This window comes from Paenibacillus sp. FSL R10-2778 (genome assembly GCF_038593035.1).
GTDB classification, from domain to species: domain Bacteria; phylum Bacillota; class Bacilli; order Paenibacillales; family Paenibacillaceae; genus Paenibacillus_AQ; species Paenibacillus_AQ odorifer.
On record NZ_CP151956.1, the window covers coordinates 5,940,805 to 5,961,658 of the forward strand.

Annotated in this window: 9 protein-coding genes; 1 reads left to right on the forward strand and 8 read right to left on the reverse strand. The window is 45.0% G+C overall.

Annotated elements, in window-relative coordinates:
- Positions 1-133: 133 nt before the first annotated feature.
- The 6 genes from NST40_RS26595 to NST40_RS26620 all read right to left on the reverse strand — a co-directional run bounded on the left by NST40_RS26595 (position 134) and on the right by NST40_RS26620 (position 14,491).
- Complete coding sequence (locus NST40_RS26595; RefSeq protein ID WP_342410148.1) at positions 134-7,510, reverse strand: pectinesterase family protein; 7,377 nt, start codon at positions 7,508-7,510, stop codon at positions 134-136.
- Positions 7,511-7,590: 80 nt separating this feature from the next.
- Complete coding sequence (locus NST40_RS26600; protein WP_342410149.1) at positions 7,591-9,177, reverse strand: glycoside hydrolase family 43 protein; 1,587 nt, start codon at positions 9,175-9,177, stop codon at positions 7,591-7,593.
- 75 nt (positions 9,178-9,252) lie between these two features.
- Positions 9,253-10,623: a glycoside hydrolase family 28 protein gene (locus NST40_RS26605; RefSeq protein WP_342410150.1), complete on the reverse strand. Its 1,371-nt coding sequence runs from the start codon at positions 10,621-10,623 to the stop codon at positions 9,253-9,255.
- Between the two features lie 5 nt (positions 10,624-10,628).
- A complete protein-coding gene (locus NST40_RS26610) occupies positions 10,629-11,786 on the reverse strand; it encodes a glycoside hydrolase family 88 protein (RefSeq protein WP_076219934.1) in 1,158 nt (385 codons plus the stop codon).
- Between the two features lie 94 nt (positions 11,787-11,880).
- Positions 11,881-13,437 (reverse strand): extracellular solute-binding protein, encoded by a 1,557-nt coding sequence (locus NST40_RS26615; protein WP_076219935.1) that lies wholly within the window; start codon positions 13,435-13,437, stop codon positions 11,881-11,883.
- A gap of 88 nt (positions 13,438-13,525) precedes the next feature.
- Positions 13,526-14,491 (reverse strand): ABC transporter permease subunit, encoded by a 966-nt coding sequence (locus NST40_RS26620; protein WP_305954105.1) that lies wholly within the window; start codon positions 14,489-14,491, stop codon positions 13,526-13,528.
- A gap of 275 nt (positions 14,492-14,766) precedes the next feature.
- Between NST40_RS26620 and NST40_RS26625 the strand changes: the two genes are divergently transcribed.
- On the forward strand, positions 14,767-15,651 hold the full coding sequence (locus NST40_RS26625; RefSeq protein ID WP_076130456.1) for a carbohydrate ABC transporter permease: 885 nt from the start codon (positions 14,767-14,769) through the stop codon (positions 15,649-15,651).
- 64 nt (positions 15,652-15,715) lie between these two features.
- Here NST40_RS26625 and NST40_RS26630 read toward each other — a convergent pair whose 3' ends face one another.
- Together NST40_RS26630 and NST40_RS26635 are read right to left on the reverse strand one after the other, a co-directional pair.
- On the reverse strand, positions 15,716-17,962 hold the full coding sequence (locus NST40_RS26630; RefSeq protein WP_076130455.1) for an AraC family transcriptional regulator: 2,247 nt from the start codon (positions 17,960-17,962) through the stop codon (positions 15,716-15,718).
- Between the two features lie 198 nt (positions 17,963-18,160).
- A complete protein-coding gene (locus NST40_RS26635; RefSeq protein WP_342410151.1) occupies positions 18,161-20,830 on the reverse strand; it encodes a copper amine oxidase N-terminal domain-containing protein in 2,670 nt (889 codons plus the stop codon).
- Between the last annotated feature and the right edge of the window lie 24 nt (positions 20,831-20,854).

Below are 20,854 nucleotides of genomic sequence, written 5' to 3' on the forward strand. Positions count from 1 at the left end.
AGGGGCGATTGAAACCAAAGAATACATCTTTGACAAAATTCCGCCACTCCATCCACTGGATAGAGTTTGGTTTATTTACTTATAACAACTCCAATCATAATATGATAAATCACACAGGGTGTCAACTTGAAATTTAAGGATTTAGCTGGAACAATCGATAGACAATAACAGCTGCCTGAGCACGAGTTGTATTGGCTTTAGGTGCAAAGTTATCTTTTCCTACACCTTGAATAATCTTTGCTCCGCTCATGAATTGTACAGCCTCACGAGCGTAGGCTGAAACGTCAGCGGCATCATTGAAATTCACTGGCTGGTCCACTCCCACGACCGTAAGCTTAGCGAGCTGTGCTGCACGATAAGCCATCAACGCCATTTCCTCACGGCTAATCGTTTCATTAGCACCGAAGGTTCCATCAGATCTGCCCTGAATAATTCCTAGCTGCTGAGCAGCAGCAACAGAGCTGTAGTACCAAGCATCCAGCGAAACATCCTTAAATGTACTTGCCGCATTACCTTCCTCTAGCTCTAATGCAAGCATCAGCATCTTCAAGAACTGTGCCCGAGTTACATTCAGCTGTGGCCCGAAATTATGATCTCCGGTGCCATTCAGGATGTCTCTGGCGGCGAGGGCTTGAATGCTATTTTGTGCCCAGCCTAGTCCAGCGATATCCTTAAAGGAATTTTCCGCATATGCTACTGCGAATCTGCTGGAATTGTCTGGTCTAAAGATGATCTTGCCAGTTGTCAGATTAAACTGAGAGTTTCTAACCACCTCCACAGTCCCGTCTTCACGGATTTGGTAGACTACTATTTGTTCTACACCTGAAGTTGTCTTTGGTTTGTAATCCCGTTCAACCTTCAGTCCACGCCCAAAGCTGTCAAACTGTTTGCCATCAACAAAGAACTTAAACTCATAAATATCCCCGACATCTGTCTGAAGCGACAGTGTCTTCGCGTCAACTTTGCCAACTACAAGCTTAACGCTTACGGCGTCAGATCCTGCCATCGCAAGAAGCAGGTCAGCATTTATTCGGAACGTAGACAATCCCATGTCTATTTCTAAAAGTTGAATTGCTTTTGCTCCCGCTCCAGCCAACTCACGAGCTGGCAAGGTCAGTTCAACCACCGAGCTGGCAGAGGCTGGCTTCACTGTGATTCTCAATACTCCACTCTGCATTGAGCCAATTGCTTGTTGCAGAATCGCTGAGGATACCTCTGCAATAGCTTTACCATTCACATCCGCTGTCACGGAAAGAGTAACTCCATTTGCGTTCACAGTTGGTTCCGGTTGTTTCACTGGTTTGACTGTCGTTGAAGATGAAGTACCGCCCGATTCTGAAACCTGCGATTCTGCCATAATCTCAATGGACATCGTGCCTACAACACCAGAGCCATCTTTAGCTGTCGCTTTCACGGTTACCTTGCCTGCTGCAATTGCAGTGAGCAAGCCGGTATCCGTAATAGATGCTCGCTCAGTAGCTGATCCATCCTCATTCACCACTGACCAGCTCACTGCTGGATCGGATGCATGGTCCGGCAGGATTACAGCTGCCATTTGCAGGGTTTGCCCTGACTTGATTTCGCTCACATTATCTTTGGAGGAGACTTTTATCTCCATGACGGATATAGGAATGACATGAACAACCGACTGTGCCTCATGCAGGATGTCAAAATCAACATCTGTGTTGGATCCCCGGAAGGAAATAAATCCAAGCGGCACGGCGATTTCACGGGTTGTCTTCTTCGCTTTGAAGATCATTTCTAAGAATTCCGCATCATCGGTCAGGATATTTCCTGCCTCCGTTCCAGCTACACTAACTGTTATTAGACCTGGACTGTCCTCATTAATATGAGTGATGCTGAATCCGTCTGGCAAGGTCTGAGCGGATACGAATTCCACACCAGATACGTCATATGCCATGGTAAAGTCTACAGCATACACTTCCTTGTAGACGGAGGTAGTAACATTTGTAAGCCCTACACGGTAAGTGAAATCCTGTCCTGCCGCCACTGTGACCGGTCCGTTAAGCGTTGCAGCGGGCAGATTACGGGCAATCTCATCTTGTCCGCTGATGTTAATCTCTAGGCTTCCGGATACTCCACTTCCATCTAGAGCTCGCGCCGTTACTTGAACGCTACCGTTCTTTCTAGCTGTAAGCAAGCCCTTCTCATTAATAACCGCTTTATCCGTTGAGGTTACCCCATCTGCTTCAGTTACCGTCCAGATAACTTTAGGATTCGTCGCATTCTGTGGAAGCACAGAGGCTTGCAGCTGCAAGGCACCGCCCTTCGACTCAATGCTGCTAATTCCATCTTTACCTGCTAAAGTAATTGAAGAGACATGTACCGCAGGTATCTGCTCTTGTCCCACTAAGATCTTAGATTGCTGTGGATTCCAGCCATCACTTCCACCAAGCACAGCTTCAATCGTATAGGCAGCCGCCTCTTCTGCTGTTAATTGTTTGGACCAGCTGTAACGTGAAGCTGCATTAGCACCCTCTCCGTAACTTAAAAACTCAGAGAACCGTGCAGTTTTGGAACGACCTTCATACCATTCATGCCAGCCAGTAGCACGAATATGAGCTCCCATCTCCGTATTAATGAAGGTAGAGCTGCCGTATTCTCTCCATGGCCGGCCCAAATCAACGGTTCCAGCAGCAACGCCCTCACTGGCAGTTAGTCGATTATTGATGAACACATAACCAGGCTTACCCGTTGCCGTGGAAGGCGCAGTAACATAGCCAGCACCCGCACTTTGAATCACATTATTCTCGAATACGGCAGCGGAATTACCGAAGATAAAGTCTACTGTACCTTCAATATGGCTGTCGACGAAATAGGCTCTTCCCTTATCTGCGAACAGGGTATCCTGATATCCTAGAAGCTTAACATTTCTGTACACTCCCCGGTCTCCTTCAGCATATAAAGCGACTGCCTGACCGGCATCCCGCCCAGCACTGTTCTCAACCGTCATGTTCTCCAGTGTGAAATCAGTTGCCGCAACCTTTAATGTATAGCTGCCGCTGGTGCCCATTTCTTTACCATCTGAGCCAATGGTTTTCGCGGAGTCACCGTTAATAAGTACGGTACCTTCCCGGCTCTCACCGATGATACTAATATTCATCTTACTAGAAGGTACAAGCACCTTCTCCTTATATGTGCCGTTCTTCACTTTAATAATCGTGGTTAGGGCACTGTTATCAGGTACTGCTTGAATAGCGTCATTAATCGTCCTATAATCTCCTGTCCCATTCTGAGCAACAATTATGACAGGAGCTGGATTTCCCTTGACTACCTCGGATGGAAGACTAGCCCCCTTATCACCGATGGCGATTACCGCATATTGATAGGCAGTTCCGTTGATCAAGCCTTTATCGGTATAATCGGTTGCTTCGATGCTGTCGGCCACGATCGCATAGCTGCCACCGCTCTCCGAGCGTAGAATTTGATAGCTGCTAGCTCCATCAGCTACATTCCAAGTCAGATGGATATCAGTGTTGCCAGGCTCAGCACTAACTCCTTGTGGAGCCTGCGGCTGGCCGGAATTCTGGTATGGAACCGCTGAGGCAACAGCTGAATCTAGACTACTACGGATACCTTTTATTGCTTGGACTTTGTAATAATACGGCGTTCCGTTTACGAGCCCACTATCAGCAAAGCTTGTGTCTGATAAATCAGACCCGAGCACTTCATAAGGACCATTCGCCGATGAGGCGCGTTTGACAATATACTGGCCCGCTTCCTCAATCGCTGGCCAGCTGAGTTTCATTACACTGTCACCAGCTTCAATGGAAACGACAGGCGTACCCAAAGGAGATTGCGGAGTAGCTTCAACAGGCGCTGATTCTTTTCCCTCTCCGGCCACATTGGTTGCAGATACGACGTAACGGTAGGTTTGCCCGTTGGCCAGACCTCCGACGCGGTAAGTTGTGCCGGTGATTTCTTTTGCCACGAGTTCATAGCTGCCTGAAGTCTCATTCCACTTCTTGATGCTGTAGCTGGCTGCATTCTCCACAGCATTCCAGCTGAGATCCAGCTGAGCATTCCGGCTTACAGCCGCGAACGATTCTGGCGCAGGCAATTTCACCGCCAAAGCGGATGGGGTAATACTAATTTCATTGGAATTTCCCGATTCACCAGTGGGCGCCATCGCCGAGATAACATAATAATAGGTAGTTTCGTTGGTAACTTCAGTATCAATATATGAGGTCTCTGTAATAGCGTTGGCAATAGTCTCATAAGGCCCCCCGCTCTTAAGACTTCTCTTAATATTGTAGGAAGTTGCCCCTTCAAGAGCAGGCCAGGATAGCTGGGCTGCTTGGTTTCCTGGAAGTCCAGTCAGTCCAAGCGGTGTTTCAATCGGCTCAACATAGATCTTTAAATTATCTAAGTAATAATTTCCTGAGCCGCCGCCCGGTGTCTTGGACAAAATACGCCCAATGCCATAGCTGGCGAAATTCGTGGTTGTGAACGGAAAAGAGCCCGCAGGCTGATCATCGATATATACATCCACTTTATCGTTGTTCACATCCACCTTTAGCTTCAGGTTATACCATTGTTTTAGGGAATAAGAGTTCATCAGTTGATGATACTGGCTGCTCCCCCTGCTCATGGTTAGCGTATATTTACCTGTAGCTTCAGGAAGCGTTGGCTTTCTGCTCTCAATGGAGAATGCCGTTTTGCTTCCATCTGTACTCTGGGCCTGCAGGAACACCGAGGTTCCCGATTCTGTCGCAAACATAAAGTCAGTGTCAATAACGAGTGCACCCGTAATTGGCGCGAATTTGCGGATAAACTGCACGCTGCCGTTCGCACCATCGAACACATTCAACACTTGATCTGACGTATTCCCCTTACTGTCAGACGGTGTGGGAGATACAATAACCTTTTGAATTTCAGTCTGTGGATTTGGAGTCACATCATAATACTCTGGTGTCACACCCACAGCAACTTGTTCAAAGTCTTCATCCACATAATACACATTACCTGCTTCACCTTCAGCCGTAGCGCTGGCCTCATCGGAATCAAAGCTTTCACCAAGCTCATTCACTGCACTGACCACGTAGTAATAAGTTTTTCCGGAGCTGAGTCCGGAATCAGTATACAGGCTATCTTTAATTTCAGTATTGATCGTCTTGTATGGACCGCCTGAAACCTCACTACGTTTAACACTATACGACTTGGCAGAACCAACATCCTCCCAGTTCAGCTTCACTTTTTCCTCACCTGCTGTCGCTGTAAGACCACGGGGTGCAGTAGGAAACTGATCACTAAGCGGTTTCAGCTCCACCTCACTGAAGACAGATGCATTATAACGATTAACCTCGTTATCTACCTTAGCGGCATCGGCTGCAAGACCAAAATAAACCGTATCATTCAGGTCAAGCTTCACCGTGCCTACCTTGCTCCATGTTACTTTATCCGGCGATACCAGACCTGTCACTTCATTACCAAGACGAACCAGTTTCACCCAATAAGGTGTATTGATGAAGCTGTCCGGTTCTGTTTTTACCACCTTGGCTCCTGTGGTGGAGCGGGTAATCATAACTCCCTTCTTGCCATATTTGACATAAGGAATTGCCAGCATTGTCATTTTAGAGTTCTCATTGAGATTATCACGAATCATGACACCTGCTTTGGCATAATCGTCAGTTCCCGTTACGGAGTCGATTCTAGCAATAATTTCACCATTGCCTGTCAGGGTTTGATAAGCAAAATGAAAATTATCAACAGCCGTTTCGCTCTCTGATGTTGCTCCGATAAGTCCAGCCGATTTGAGCGTAATCTTCCCGCTATCCGGATGAAGCGTAGTCACTCCCGCTATCCCTGGATGGCCAATATCCACCGAAGTCCAAGGAAGAACGGATCCAGACGTGTTGACATGAATAGCCACGTTATCAGATTGTGTCTTGAGACCCTTATTGTCTATAGCCTGAACAACGAGATAATAGGTACCATCCTGCACATTGTTCCAATCGAAACTATAAGGTGCTGTGGTAGCTTCGGCTTGCTTCACACCATTAACGATAAATTCCACCTTAGCAATACCATCACTATCACTGGCAGAGGCTGTAACCTTCACATTGTTGCCTGACTCTATGATTTGGTTATTCACAGGATAATTGATAGCGGTTACAGGATTGTCTGTATGCTCATCCCCTGCTTTTCCCAACACAATCAGATCATTCAGATACACTTCTAGATTCGTATAGCCCTCCGCAGATAACGTCGTCTTCTTACCATCCTCAGAATCGGTAGGGTCTAGTCCATTAGCAATCTCCCAGCTGTCATCCATACCGTCATGATCCATGTCGATTACATTGGAAGCTGTCTCTGTATAGTCTGGGTAACCGCCTATTTCAATAGGTGAATTAATATGCTGTCCAGTGCGATTCTTCACATCATTAATGACCCGCGCATCGTAAGCATCACGCCTTGGCAAAGTGGCACCAGCATCCGCCATTACATTTGCGTAGGCTTCCTCCGCCGACACTGCCATATAGGGGTTAGGCATCTTTGCCGGCTCCGTAAGCTTAGAGATATCCGAATACTTTTGCACACCCTTCCAGTTGTCTTCAGTAACCTTCGGATTACCATCCATGATGTTCCCATCTATAAACAACCGGGTTTCTGGTGACACTTCCCCAAACAATTGATTTTTTACACTGGTGTAGGTGTTTGGACCATTTTTATAATAATTGTTAGTGATATTATATCGATAATCTTCTGCTCCCCCACCATAGGTCGAAGCGAATCCCCAGTTATAGATAACGTTATTAGACATTTCCGTCAGGTCCACCAATTTGGTCACCGTCGGCAAACGGGGGTTGCGGCTGGTGCTATGAGCAATCAGATTGTGAAGGAAACTGGCATTTTTGCCACCCCAGATTCCTCCGTAGCCGTGACGTCCCTTCTGGTGCGTCGTCATCAGCATACTTTCAGCAGATATCGACCATTGTACGGTAGTATTCTCGTTGTCATACAGACTGACCACTTCATCCACCGACCAGCTGAATGAGCTATGATCGATAATGAGATCCTTATGGTATCTTGATCCAAAAGCATCATCTTCACTAGCTACCCGGTCGCCTAACCGGAAACGCATATAGCGCATAATAATATTGTCAGCTTCAACAGAGGTTGTGTAGTCGGCAATTGTAATTCCGTCACCTGGAGCCGTTTGTCCGGCAATCGTCAGATTTGAGCCGGTAATCTTGAGGGATTCCTTCAGATGGATGGTTCCCCCCACTCGAAAAACAATGGTCCGATTACTTTGGCTTACCGCATCGCGGAAGGAGCCGGGGATCGGAGTTTCCTTGATACCATAATCAGCCAACGTCGTTACTTCATACACAGGTTGAGCTCTTCCGCCGGTTACATATTTGCCGCCGCCTTCCGCGCCCGGAAAAGCAGGAAGCGCTTCCAAAGAAGCGGCCTCGACACTACCAAATGGCATACATGTTGCAAGAAGACTCGCGACCAGCGTCCCGGATAACCATTTTTTCTTCATATAAGACCTCCTAATATCTATTGGAATAAGAAGGGGGCCCTATCCTCAGAGCAACCCCTTCCTTAGTAAAGCCGTGTGTATTATTCCTTGCCCTGATAACGGAAATATGCGAAATCAGCACTGCTGCCACCGAACTGCTGCATATCATGCGCCGCAATGCCAACAAAGTTCCCAGTGAAACCTCCCGACAAAAAGCTGATATTCTGCGGATCGCCAAGTGGCTTCCACTCCGTATCGTCACCCTTAAGATAAACAAACTGCCCAGTCACTTCCTGCACCTCAACCGCGATCCGCAGTGTTTCCCCTGCATTTAGTTCAATCATTACAGGCTCCGCAGTGAATTCATCGCGCTGACAGCGCATTAACCGCAGCACCTTGCCACGTCCTTCTTCATGGCTGATATACGCATAAAGATAATTATCTTCATTCAGGTATAACAGTAGTCCTGCCATCTGCAGATAAGTATTCGGTTCATATTCAAGCGCTGTTTCAGCGCGGAAGCTTATATCCGTCTGGCGAATAGCCAGAATATGATGCTCAAACAGACTCTGCACGGACTCCCCGGCCCTGATTCTTAACCAGCCCGGTCTTTCAGCAAGGGAACACCAGCTTTCATTCCTAGGAATCCGCAATGTATTCCAGTTCTTTTTCAATTCCGGGCCGTTAAAATCATCCTCAAATTCAAGCGTCCGCACTTGGTTCAGGAACTGTGTTCCTTTAGGTGCTGGTACCTTGAGCTGTGGTGTATTTCCGCCTGAGGTTAGTCTTAACCAGCCCTCCTCATTCCAGTGCACCTGCTGAACGGCAGTCTCTCTCCCCAGTATGGCGTATTCGCCTTCCAGGGGTCGCGTACATAAATGGGCCATATACCATTCACCTTCTGGTGTCTCTACCAGACTTCCATGGCCGGCACATTGAAGCGGCAGCTCGGGATTATCCCGTGAGGTCAACATCGGATTGAGCGGATCCACCTCATACGGGCCAAGCAGCGCCTTGGAACGCGCTACGGTTACCGCATGCCCTGATCCAGTACCGCCTTCCGCTGTAATTAAGTAGTAATAACCTCCCCGCTTGTAAATATGCGGCGCTTCCGTCTTCTTTAGTGGCGTGCAATCAAAGATTTTCACAGGTTCACCTATTAATTGGCACTGCTCTGGATCGTACTCCTGAATTACAATCCCGCAGGATTTGTTGCCTTCCGTAATCCGATAATCCCACAGCTCATTCAGCAGCCATTTGTGCCCATCCTCATCATGGTACAGAGATGGATCAAACCCGCTGCTATTCAGGTATACCGGGTCAGACCAAGGCCCCTCAATATCCTCCGCAGTGATCAGATAGTTATGACAATCTTTAAAAGGCCGTTTAGTGCTCTTAACATCGGTATAAATCAGATAAAACAAACCGTCATAATAGCTAAGCTGTGGAGCCCAGATACTGCAATTTTTCGGATTTCCCCGCAGATCCACCTGATGAGTCAGAATATCTGTGCAATGCTTCCAGTCTGCTAAGTCCGCTGATTGATACACCCTCACACCGGGCAGCCATTCAAAAGAAGAAACAGCAATATAGTACATCTCCCCTGCTCTTACAATACAAGGGTCAGGATTGAAGCCTTTTAATATGGGATTGTGAATAACTCCAGTCTGAATGTTATCAGTAATCATCTTCATACTCCTTCCTATTTCCATACATCCGCACCCTTCACCCTAAGCAAATCTGCAGTCTATCCTGTTCAATTATCAGTCTGTCTGCTCACTTAGATCTTCCTGTGACGGGACAACGGTCACCTGCTGCACTAACTCTTCCACTTTACGGGTGTTTCTCGATTGGCAGCCGGTGATATCTACCATTTCTCCATTTTCAATATAAAAAGCCGGTCCCTCATGATTCTCGATCGTCACTTGGCGGAAGCGGATATCTCTTACGTTGCCCAGATAGAACCCACGGTTGTTCATATCCTGGATTCCTGACATCATGGCTGGACGACCAGGGATTGCATTCTCTGCCATCGAAATATCAATATCGGAAAAGGTAATTTCTGAAATGTATTGCTCCGCAAGGCCGTAAAGAAAACCTGCAGCTGCGTGAACATTCCGAGCAGTAATATTAGCAAAATGAATCCGTCGGAAGCAGGGAGTCTCCTCCGTCACCGGATAAGGATTCTTATCCCATACGTATTTGTCCTTACCACGTGGTCCGCAGAAATAGTAAAGATTAAGAATAAACGGACAGATCACGTCCTCCATCACGATATTGCTGACACGAATATCTTCGACAACACCTCCGCGCCCGCGTCTGGACTTCAGCCGAATGCCGCGGTCCGTCTGCTTGAACACGCAATTGCTGATCACGATATTGCGGATATCTCCGCTCATTTCGCTTCCCAGCACCACACCGCCATGACCATGAATCATCGTGCAGTTAGTTATCGTGATATTCTCGCAGGCAACCCGCTCCTTCGTATCCTCCGTCCCTGCTTTAATGGCGATGCAGTCATCACCCACATCGATATTGCAGTTGCTGATACGGACATTCACACAGGATTCTGGGTCAATACCGTCTGTATTAGGCGAATCCGCCGGATTATAGATCGACAGATTATCAATCGTAACGTCATGGCAACAGATAGGATTCACAGTCCAGCTTGGGGAGTTCACGAGTGTCAGATCTCTGAGCGTGACTCTACGGCAGTTGTCGAAGCTGATAAGCTTCGGGCGGGGATACAGCAATGAATCAGGAGAATTCCGATGTTTATCCCACCAAGGTGCACCCCTTCCATCCAGCTTGCCTGCACCTGTAACCGATACATTCTCTAGATTTATTCCAAAAATACATGAAGCATGGACGTTCTGCTTCACACCCTCCCAACGGGAATCCACCACCGGATAATCGTTAGGATCAGAGCTGAAGCTAAGCACAGCTCCAGGACTGAGCTTCAGCTCAATATTGCTTTTCATGAAGATAGCACCCGTCTGATAGTGCCCGGAAGGAACATAAACTGTTCCTCCCCCTGCCTCGCTTGCCGCATGAATGGCACTGGCTATCGCTTCCGTTGAAGGCTCTGCACGATTAGGATGTGCTCCGTAGTCATTTATATTGTAGATAGACATGTGCTTCACTCGCTTCCTTTCGTCACGGCGGGACGCTGCAAATATTCATATTCTCCACAAGCCAGGAGAAATGCGCCAAGCCCCTTCTGATCATTGGTTACGATCGGTTCACTGATATAATAGGCGTAAGTACCATCTCTCCGGTCCTCACCACCGAGTCCAGCGACCTGGCAGTTTTTATTCAGGTTAACCCAGCCATTTTTGGTTTCCAGCACAAATTCAGCAATAAGACCTTGATAAGCACGGTCAAGAGTCTCGAACCAACTATCATCGAGTACACCAATCCGAATGCCCTTAGCCATTGCATAGGTGATCATGCTAGAGGCGGAAGCCTCCAAATAATTGCCTTTACGGCCGCCCATGTTTACAACCTGATACCAGACTCCAGCATCCGCATCCTGAACCTGACGAAGCGCTGTCAGCGTATCTGTCAGAATACGTGCCAAGATCTCGTAATCCGCGTGTTCCTTAGGGAGCATTCCGAGTACATCCACTAGCGCCATCACATACCAGCCCAGCGAACGCCCCCAAAAGTTCGGAGACAACCCCGTTTCAGGATCGCACCACGGCTGTACCCGCTTTTCATCCCATGCGTGAAACAGGAGACCCGTCTCAGCATCCTTGGTATGACGCTCGCACAGAATAAATTGCCGGGTCACATCGTCCAGACCCTTGCCGCCTTCATACTCAAGTAAATACTCCAGATAGAAAGGAGAGCCCATATACAAGCCATCCAGCCAAATCTGATAAGGATATACATTCTTATGCCAAAACGCACCTTCCGAGGTTCGAGGATGCGTTGTTATCTGCTTTCTTAATAAATCTGCAGCCATTTTATATTTCGCTAACCCAGTTTCTTTATGGAGCACAAACAGGATCTTCCCGTTATTTAAGTGATCAATATTATGTTCGCTCAGGCGATATCCCTTCACAGAGCCGTCTTCCTCAATAAAATAATCCATATTATCTTTGATGTATTGATAATATTTAACCTGCCCGGTCTGTCTCCACAGCAGCTCAAAACCCTTCAAGATGACTCCATAATCATAAGACCATTTTCCATGATATCCGTTATCCTCATATAATCTTGGCGTTCGCTCCATAATCGAATCTGCCATTCGAACACCCCAGCCCATACTCCTAAGTGCATTGTTGTCTTTCATTTTTTCCTCCTGTTTGAATAGATATGGTCCTAAACGCAGCCTCCCCATTTAGGACCCCTCTACTATTTTCTTAGAATATAGTCTGTAGTACTTCTTAAGGATTTACAGCTTTATAAGCAGCTTCATATTCAGTAATGATTTTGCTGCCGCCGGATTTTTTCCACTTTTCAACCTCAGCTTTAAATCCGTCCAAATCAATTTTGTCTAGGATATATTTATAAGTGGCATCTGTCATAATCTTCTGCAACTCAGATCCTTGAGTAGAATAGGTCTCAGATTCCAGAGAGTAAGCAGGATTCAGTACAGCATATTTAGCATTCTCAACGATCAGCTTATCAGCTTCAACTTTGAGTGGATCAGCATCATGGATAATGAATCCATTTTCTAATGGACGAGATGCCGAAAATGGCTGAACTTCTTGCTTCCAGAGATCTGTATCCTTAATCGTAACCGCTTGTTCTCCATCGATTGTATAGTGGACATCCTTAATACCATAAGTCATCAAGCCATAGACATCTTCATTCATGAGATCATTAACAAATTTCAAGATCCGTCTTAACTCATTTTCATCCTTGACTTCGGATTTCGGGAAAGACAACAGTCCCCCAATTCCGTTATTACCAGCCCAGATGGCGCGATCCGCTTCATTACCGGTGGAAGTGATATCGTTAACCATAACCAAATCCATACCATCCTGTATGCCTTTAGACAAATTCAGCAGATTCTTGCTGTCAAACAAGGCACCCACATAAATTCCAGCCTTCCCTTGCGCAAAATTCTGCTGCTGATCTGTTTTAGCCGTCACAGCGAAATCCTGATTGATATAACCACCATCATAAAGAGTCTTCATATAATCCATGGTCTTGACATAAGCCTCTGTATCGAACTCCGGTGTCATTTTACCCGCATCATCTACACTCCAATAGTTCGGTGTTCCAAAGTATGAGCCTAATGTCTTAAATGCTCCATATACAAGATCACTGCGGTCCATGAAGCCTGTGGTATCCTTCTTGCCATTACCATCAGGGTCTTTTTCGGTAAACGCTTTCGCAACTTCCATCAACTCATCTGTTGTTTTTGGAACCTGCAACCCAAGCTTATCCAGCCAATCTTTACGGAGAACAACGCCGTTTCTAGCCAAGGACTTCTGGAAAGGAACTCCGTACAGCTTACCTGCAATCGATGCCGATGTACGTGTATCCTGTGAAATTTTAGCCAAATTCGGGAACTCATCAAGATAAGGACTTACTTCCCAGAACATACCGGCCTTCAGTGCATTACGTACAGAAGAGTTATCAAGAATAGTCAGGGTAACGATGTCTGCCAGGGAATTCGATGCTAATGAAGTATTAATACGTTCTTCTTTGGAAGGATCGGGAATCCATGAGAATTCAATCTCTGTATTCGTCAATTCTTCAATTTTGTCCAGAATAGGACCCGTTGGTGTTGTAGACGTTTGTAAAATGTTCAGCCAGCTAATCTTTGCTTTAGCATCTAGCACATCTGCAGGTGCAGCAGTTGTTTTAGCCGTTGAATCCGTTCCCCCATTTGAAGAATTTGACTCCTTCGCGTTATTGCCTCCTCCGCATGCAGTGAGTACTAACCCGCTACACAACATTAAGGCTGCAATTTTTTTGTAATTGCGATTCATCAACATTACCCCTTTTACTAATGTATTTGTGTTGTATCTTCCACCTCTGCCCTTAAGGCAGAGGTAAGAATTCAGCATACTGTGAAGCCTAGTAAACACCATCTTCACCGATTTTTTTGGCTAACTTGTTCGACAGCATAACGAGAATCAAGCCAACCACACCCTTGAACAGACCTACTGTGGTACTGAAACTCAATTGTCCGTTCTTTAAACCAGCTGTATAGATATAGGTATCGAAAATTTCTCCAACTTCGCGGTTCAAGGAATTGATCAGCAAGTACATATGCTCAAAGCCCAGATCCAGCGTGTGGCCAATCTTCAGAATAAGCAAGGTAATAATGATTGGACGAATCGCTGGCAGGGTGATATGCCAAGTTTTGCGTAATCTTGCCGCTCCATCCATCTCAGCTGCTTCATATAACTGCGTATCCACTACGGTAATGGCTGCCAAATAAATAATGGTTGACCAACCAATTTCTTTCCAAATGATCTGTCCGATATACACGGTACGCAACCACTCAGGAGAAGTCAAAAAGCTAATCTTCTGCATCCCAAGGGCCGCTAACATCTCATTCAACACCCCTCCATCCACATTCATAAATACATAGGAAATGGAGACGATGATAACCCATGACATGAAATGGGGGATATAAATAATCGTTTGTATGGTGCTCTTAAATAACTTGTGCTGAACTTCGTTAAGCATCAGCGCCACTATAATAGGTAGTGGAAAGAAAATAACGATGTTTAATGCAAATAGGATAAGTGTGTTACTCAATAGCATAAGGAAGGTAGGTTCTGTAAACAATCGGACAAAATGCTTAAACCCTACCCACGGGCTATCCGCTATGCCCAGAAACGGCTGATAATCCTGAAATGCAATGATAAGACCGCCCATAGGCAGGTACTTAAAAATAACAAAATACAAAAATCCCGGGAGTATCATCAGATACAATAACTTGTTTCTTTTTAAACTCAGCCAGCTAGGCCCCGTTCGCTTTTTTCTTACTGGATTAACTTTCGTGTTCAGCATGGTGACGTTTGCCTCTTTCACCTGATCGGCCTCCTTGATCGCGTTTCTTTACGATTCCCAGATTACGATCATTCGTCCATTACGTATATAATCATCAGATACTGATACTCCAAGAACCCTACAGCTATAAGGTTTTCCAGGTCCGTGCATCTTATAGTGATTACTACAATACATAAAGATCATCTATGCCTTATCTCGCTTTTTCCTCCCAAAACAAAGCCCAAGCTAATGATTATATACGGAATAACAGACCCCTGTTAAAGTTTCAATGAAACGATTACAAGGAGGATATCTGCATGTCGCAATCATCTTTTAAAAAAGAAAATATGGGTAGCCGGCTGTTTACTATTGTAAATACCACACTGCTTACACTCATTGCCCTAGCCTGTCTTTTACCCTTTGTCAATGTGTTTGCCAGTTCCTTTGCTTCAACACAGGAGGTAGTAGAAAAAAGCTTCATCCTGTTCCCGACGACATTCTCTTTGGATGCTTACCGTTATATACTGTCAACGCCTACTATCTTTAAAGGGCTTGGCGTATCCATCGGTGTAACCTTAGTGGGTACAGTTGTCAGTATGGTTCTTACCTCTTTAATGGCTTATGGATTATCTAGAAAATATCTATACGGAAGAGATTTCATCAATTTCGTAATCGTGTTCTCCATGCTCTTCAGCGGGGGAATGATCCCTACTTTCCTGGTAGTTAAATATTTCGGATTAATCGATTCGTACTGGTCCATGATCATGCCTGTTGCGATCAATGCTTTTAACCTGATCATTATGCGTAACTTCTTCCAGGCGCTGCCGGAAGGGCTAGAGGAATCAGCCAAGATTGACGGCTCTAATGATTTTGGTGTATTTTTCAAAATCATGCTTCCGCTGGCGATGCCATCTATCGCGACCCTCTCCTTGTTCTACGGGGTAGCTTACTGGAACACTTATATGAGTGCAATTTTATATATGACAGACTCCACTAAGTGGCCTATTCAAGTCCTGCTGCGCCAAATTGTTATCGTCGCCAGCGGGATGCAGGGAGATAATGCTTCTGTTGATATTATCCCACCTGCTCAAACCATCAAAATGGCGGTTATCGTAGTCGCAACCGTTCCAATGCTGCTCGCCTATCCTTTCGTACAAAAACACTTCACCAAAGGAGCCCTGCTGGGTTCTGTAAAAGGCTAAAACATTGCAGCTGCACAAACAGCCAGCCCCGGTCTCCCGGGGCTGGCTGTTTGTGTTCAGCGCCTTACTTCTCCTGTTTCTGGGTTCGGTATGCACCTGGTGTTACATGTTCTTTTTTACGGAAGGATCGAATAAAGTTCTGCGGATTATGGTACTGCAGCCTTTCAGCAATCTCTTTAATGGTCATATCCGTTTCCACCAGCCACTTCTTAGCCATTTCCAGACGATAGTTCATTAGATACTCGCTAAACGTCATCCCGTACTCTTTTTTGAAAATACTGCTTAAATAGTTCGGACTGTAATGGAGGCGATCACCAATTAATTCTAGCGTTAAGTCCTGATCAAATTCCGAGCGGACAATCACCGCAATTTTATCGGATAAGAGGCGGAACTGACGGTCTGTCTTCTCCTTAACGCTGGTCACCATCGGATGGATAACTTCTTTGACCAAAATGCGTTCGATCTCTTCCGGATTACGGATGTCTAACAATCGGTGATACAACGTAGAATTGTCCTCTGTCAGCAGAACCTCTACACCCAGCAGCTGCTCCAGCTGAATCAGATTGTTGACGAAACGTATTAATGTGACTTCGAAATTCAAAGGGTTCTTACTGTGCTTCATCATTTCCCCGAGTAATGGATACAGAGAACAGGAGACTTGTTCTTCATCTCCAATCCGAATCGCGTCAAATAACTGGGACTCAAACTCAGACGGATAATGCAGTAGAACTGGACCCGAGATCACCTTCGATATATCCTCATAGAAGATGATAGACTCTTTGCCCAGATTTAAACGATGATGCAGCGCCTGCTTACTCATCTCGCAAGCTTCCCTACTAAACAATAAATTATCATAAAAATTGCTGATTCCAACGCTAATGGATAGTTTCAGGATTTCTCTAGCTGTTCGAATAATTGTCTTGGCATAGTCCAGTGCTATTCTCCGGTTCTCCTGTTCATTCGCTCCCTCAAAGATCAGGATAGTCGCTTGTGTACGGTCATTTAATAAGATAGGAATCATCCGCCTCTCCTGCGGAATCAGCTCTTCCACCAGTTTGTTAACCGCTACAAGCAGAAGATCCTTATCACTAGCCTGCCGTTCCCCATAGTTATCCAGCTGTATTAGCAGCGTTGCGTACACCGAATTCTGTGACAGCTCATAACCGAAACGAGGCAAACCCAGATTAAGCTCTTCTTGGGATATCCGGCTACGAAACAGATTTAGAATAAACTGAGTTTCCAACTTAGGCATCTCAGACTCAATCAGACCCTCTAGGCTTTCTTTCTCCGATAAGATGGTATCAATCGAATTAATAATCCAGTCTACCTCATTCTTAGGCTCTAGCTCCGCATTGGCAGGCAATAATCGGCGCTGAATCTGCCGGAATGGCTTGGTGAAATACAAAGAGATCACATAAGCGACTACCGCAATCAACAACGTAATAAGCAGTACCATCATCACAATCCCGAATCGGGTTGTCTTTAGTGCATCAGAAATTTCTGATTTATCCAAAATAGTTACGTAAATCCAATTATTATAAGAAGATTTAGCATAAATAGCTTTAATCGATTGGTGATCAGCCCGCTCCATGGCAATCGTCCCCAATTGCCCCCCGCCTCCGGCAACATTAGTGATATGGCTAAGTTGATTATTAGTCAGCAGGGACTTTCCAGTTTCCGACTCATATAAAAGCTCACCCTCCCGGTTAAGAATAAACACCGGTGTGTTTCCTTCGGTCTGAAGGGTGCTCTGCAAGGTCTGAAGGGATATATCAGATAAGGCAATCGCCTGTTTGGTCTGTGAGAATACCGGCAGGGTATTTACAAAGCGGATACCCTTATCCGTCTTAACCCAAAACAACCCCCGGCTACGGTTATTAATATAGCTCTCATAAAGTGTCCTGCTCTCTTCTTCCGTTAAATGTGAAAGCTTACCATTGGAAATCTGCCATTTCTGCTCCAAACTGATTAGAGAATAATTAACAAAATCCATCCCCATGCTGGCAATGTAGTTAAGCTGGGAATTAATCTCGCGATACTTCTCAAAATCCTGCTCGGTGATCGGATTTTGCACGACCTCCCTGAAGGAACTGGTGGTACTGTAAGTATTAAAAGCGTATTCGATGGTCTGAATTTTCTGTTCCAGGGTGTTTTTAATTTGAGTAATTAAACTCTGTTTATCATCCGCTACTCTTTCATTTACCGAATTAATCGTCGTCAGATAAATATAGCCACCGAAGCTAATAACCAGGCCAATTCCCAGCACCAGAATAGGAACAAAAATCTTGTAGAATATCCTGCCTCTTTTCATGATAGACTCCTTAAGCATGTAATTATTTTCAATTATAGCGCTTCCAATAGGTTAAACCAAATGTTTTAAATGTGTATAATCGCAACCCTATTTTTATAAAAAATAGAAAACAAAAAAACAAGGCAAAAAGCGCTTCATCAAGCCCAGTGCTCAATAAAGGTTTTTTGCCTTATATTATAATGATTTTATTCCCTATCCTTATATTTCAATCTCTTCCGTTGAATACGAAAGACCACCACTTTGCACGCCATTGTTATTGGCTACCGCAAGAACATATACTTTATATTTAACACCCTTAACAATTAATGCACCATTAACATCTCTTCTCGAGGCAACAATTGTAGGATTCGTTCCGTTAGGCGTTATCGACGTATAATACGAGGATTTCACCTCAATTGCTTCCGCTGAACCAAAACCTTGTTTGGACGGAACCACCAGAATTCGATATTCCGAAATGTTAGACTCGTTAGAGGAACGGTTGAAACTCACTAGTATTTTACCCTCATCCACACTGTACGTTACATTAGTGACAGAGGTTACCGGCAGCTTAGTGGATAAAGTTATGGCATTCGACTCTGAGGACAACACATTAGTACCTGAGTACTTGCCGCTGCCAATCGTTAACACATACACTCTGTAACTGATTCCACTCTTTATTAAATTTCCGTTTACGTCTCTGGCTGAAGAATCCAAGACTTGACTGGTGTTATTTCCAGAAATGCCTACCGCTGTGTAATTGGAGCTAGAAACAGCATTTGCCTGTGTTAAGCTAAAGCTACTGTAATAGGAAGTAGGTACAATCAGGATTCGATACTGGCTAATGTACGTTTCATCCGTGGCATGGTTAAAGGATACTTTTATATCCCGGCCGTCTTCGTAATCATTAACGTCCCTTACATCCAAGCTCGAAATAGGAGCCAATTTGTAATCTACATTCAACGTAATTAAAGGTGAACCAGAAGAAAGAATATTGCTGCCCGAGTAATTCCCGCTTCCGACCGTTAACACATAAACTCTGTAATTGATTCCACTCTTTATCAGGTTACCCCGCACGTCCCTTGTTGACGAGGTTAACACTTGATTGGTGCTCGATCCTGTTGTGCTCACTGCTGTGTAGTTGGAACTATACACATTATTGGCGTCAGATAAACTGAAGCTGCTGTAATAGGAAGTAGGTACAACCATGATTCGATACTGGCTAATATAGGTTTCATCCGTAGCGTGGTTAAAGGATACTCTTAAATCCCGGCCATCATCATAGTCATTTACGTCGCTTACATCCAAATTGTAGACAGCACTCACATTGTAGTTAAGAGCCAACGTAATTAATGCTGAATCCGCTGAGAGAATATTGGTTCCCAAATTCTTGCCGCTGCCAATCGTTAACACATACACTCTGTAAGGTGTTCCATTCTTAATCAAATTACCACGTACGTCTCTTGCTGACGAGGCTAACACTTGACTGGTGCTAGATCCTGTTGTGCTCACCGCTGTGTAGTAAGCGCTGGAGACATTATTCGCTTCAGATAAACTGAAGTTACTGTAATAAGCTGTAGGCACAACTAGGATTCGATATTGGCTGATATACGTTTCATCTGTAGCGTGGTTAAAGGATACTTTTATATCCCGGCCATCGCCAATGTCACTAACGTCGCTTACACTTAAATTAGAGATATTAACCGAGGACAGCATAATCGCAGATGAAGCAGCAGACAACAAATTGTTGGCTGTATTACTGCTACTATCTACCCCCATAACAAAGATACGGTAACTAACTCCCGTCTTAATGACGGCTCCATCCACATCCCTCGCTCCTGATGATAGGACTTGGGTAATATTAGAGCCTGTTTTGTTAACCTGCGTGTAATTTGAACTGCTAACAGCATTTGCTGCCGCCAAATTAAAAGAAGAATAATTAGAAGCTTTGACCACAAATATTCGATAAGAACTCACCTTAGATTCATCCGATACCCTATTAAAGCTTACGGCTAAATCACGGCCATCACTATAATCGCTCACATCACTTACTTGTACATTACTTGGGGCAACGACTACAGTGTTAGTGTTAAGCGATATAGTCGCAGAACTATACGAGAGAGCGCTGGTATTATTGCCTTTACCCACTGCGTAAACATAAGCTACATAGGTTTGATTACCTTTAATGAGATCACCATGAACATCCCTTGAATTTGCTGTCATTCTAATCGTAGGATTAGTGCCTGTAGCTAAAACCGTAGAATAATTGGCAGATGTAACCTTTTGTGCAGATGAGATATTAAAAGTGCTCCAAGCCTTTACAATCATTACCCGGTAATGATCCACAAGAGCTTCATTAGAAGATTGGGTGAAGCTGACCTGAAGATCACGGCCGTCACCGTTATCACTTACATCCTTTAACTGTACATTCGATGCCGGATTTACAGTTCCAGTTTTACCGCCGGAAGTTGTTATGGTCACCACTTTGGTGCTCGGATTCCATCCCACATCATGACCCAATGCCTCACTTACAAACCGTGTAGGAACCATCGTTCTCCCTTTCAAATTCTGACCCGGCACATCTAGAGTTACAGCTTTATTGTTAATCGTGGCTGTCTTTGAGCCAATCTTTAACATAATCGTTGTATCATCCTTAGTTGCAGTTACAGTTTGTGTTTTCTGATTCCACTTGATAGTGGCATTAAAGGCTTCAAAGATTGCCCGTAAGGGTACCATCGTCCGTCCATTTACCATCACCGGTGCTTGATCTGTGGACAATCGAACTCCGTCAATAAAAATACTGATGGGCGCAGTAGCAGCTTTTACTGAAGATTGAAACATCATTGGCAAAACTAATAAGCCCACTAAAATAGAAATCCATAACTTCTTCACAGATTCACCCTCCTGGAATGACGA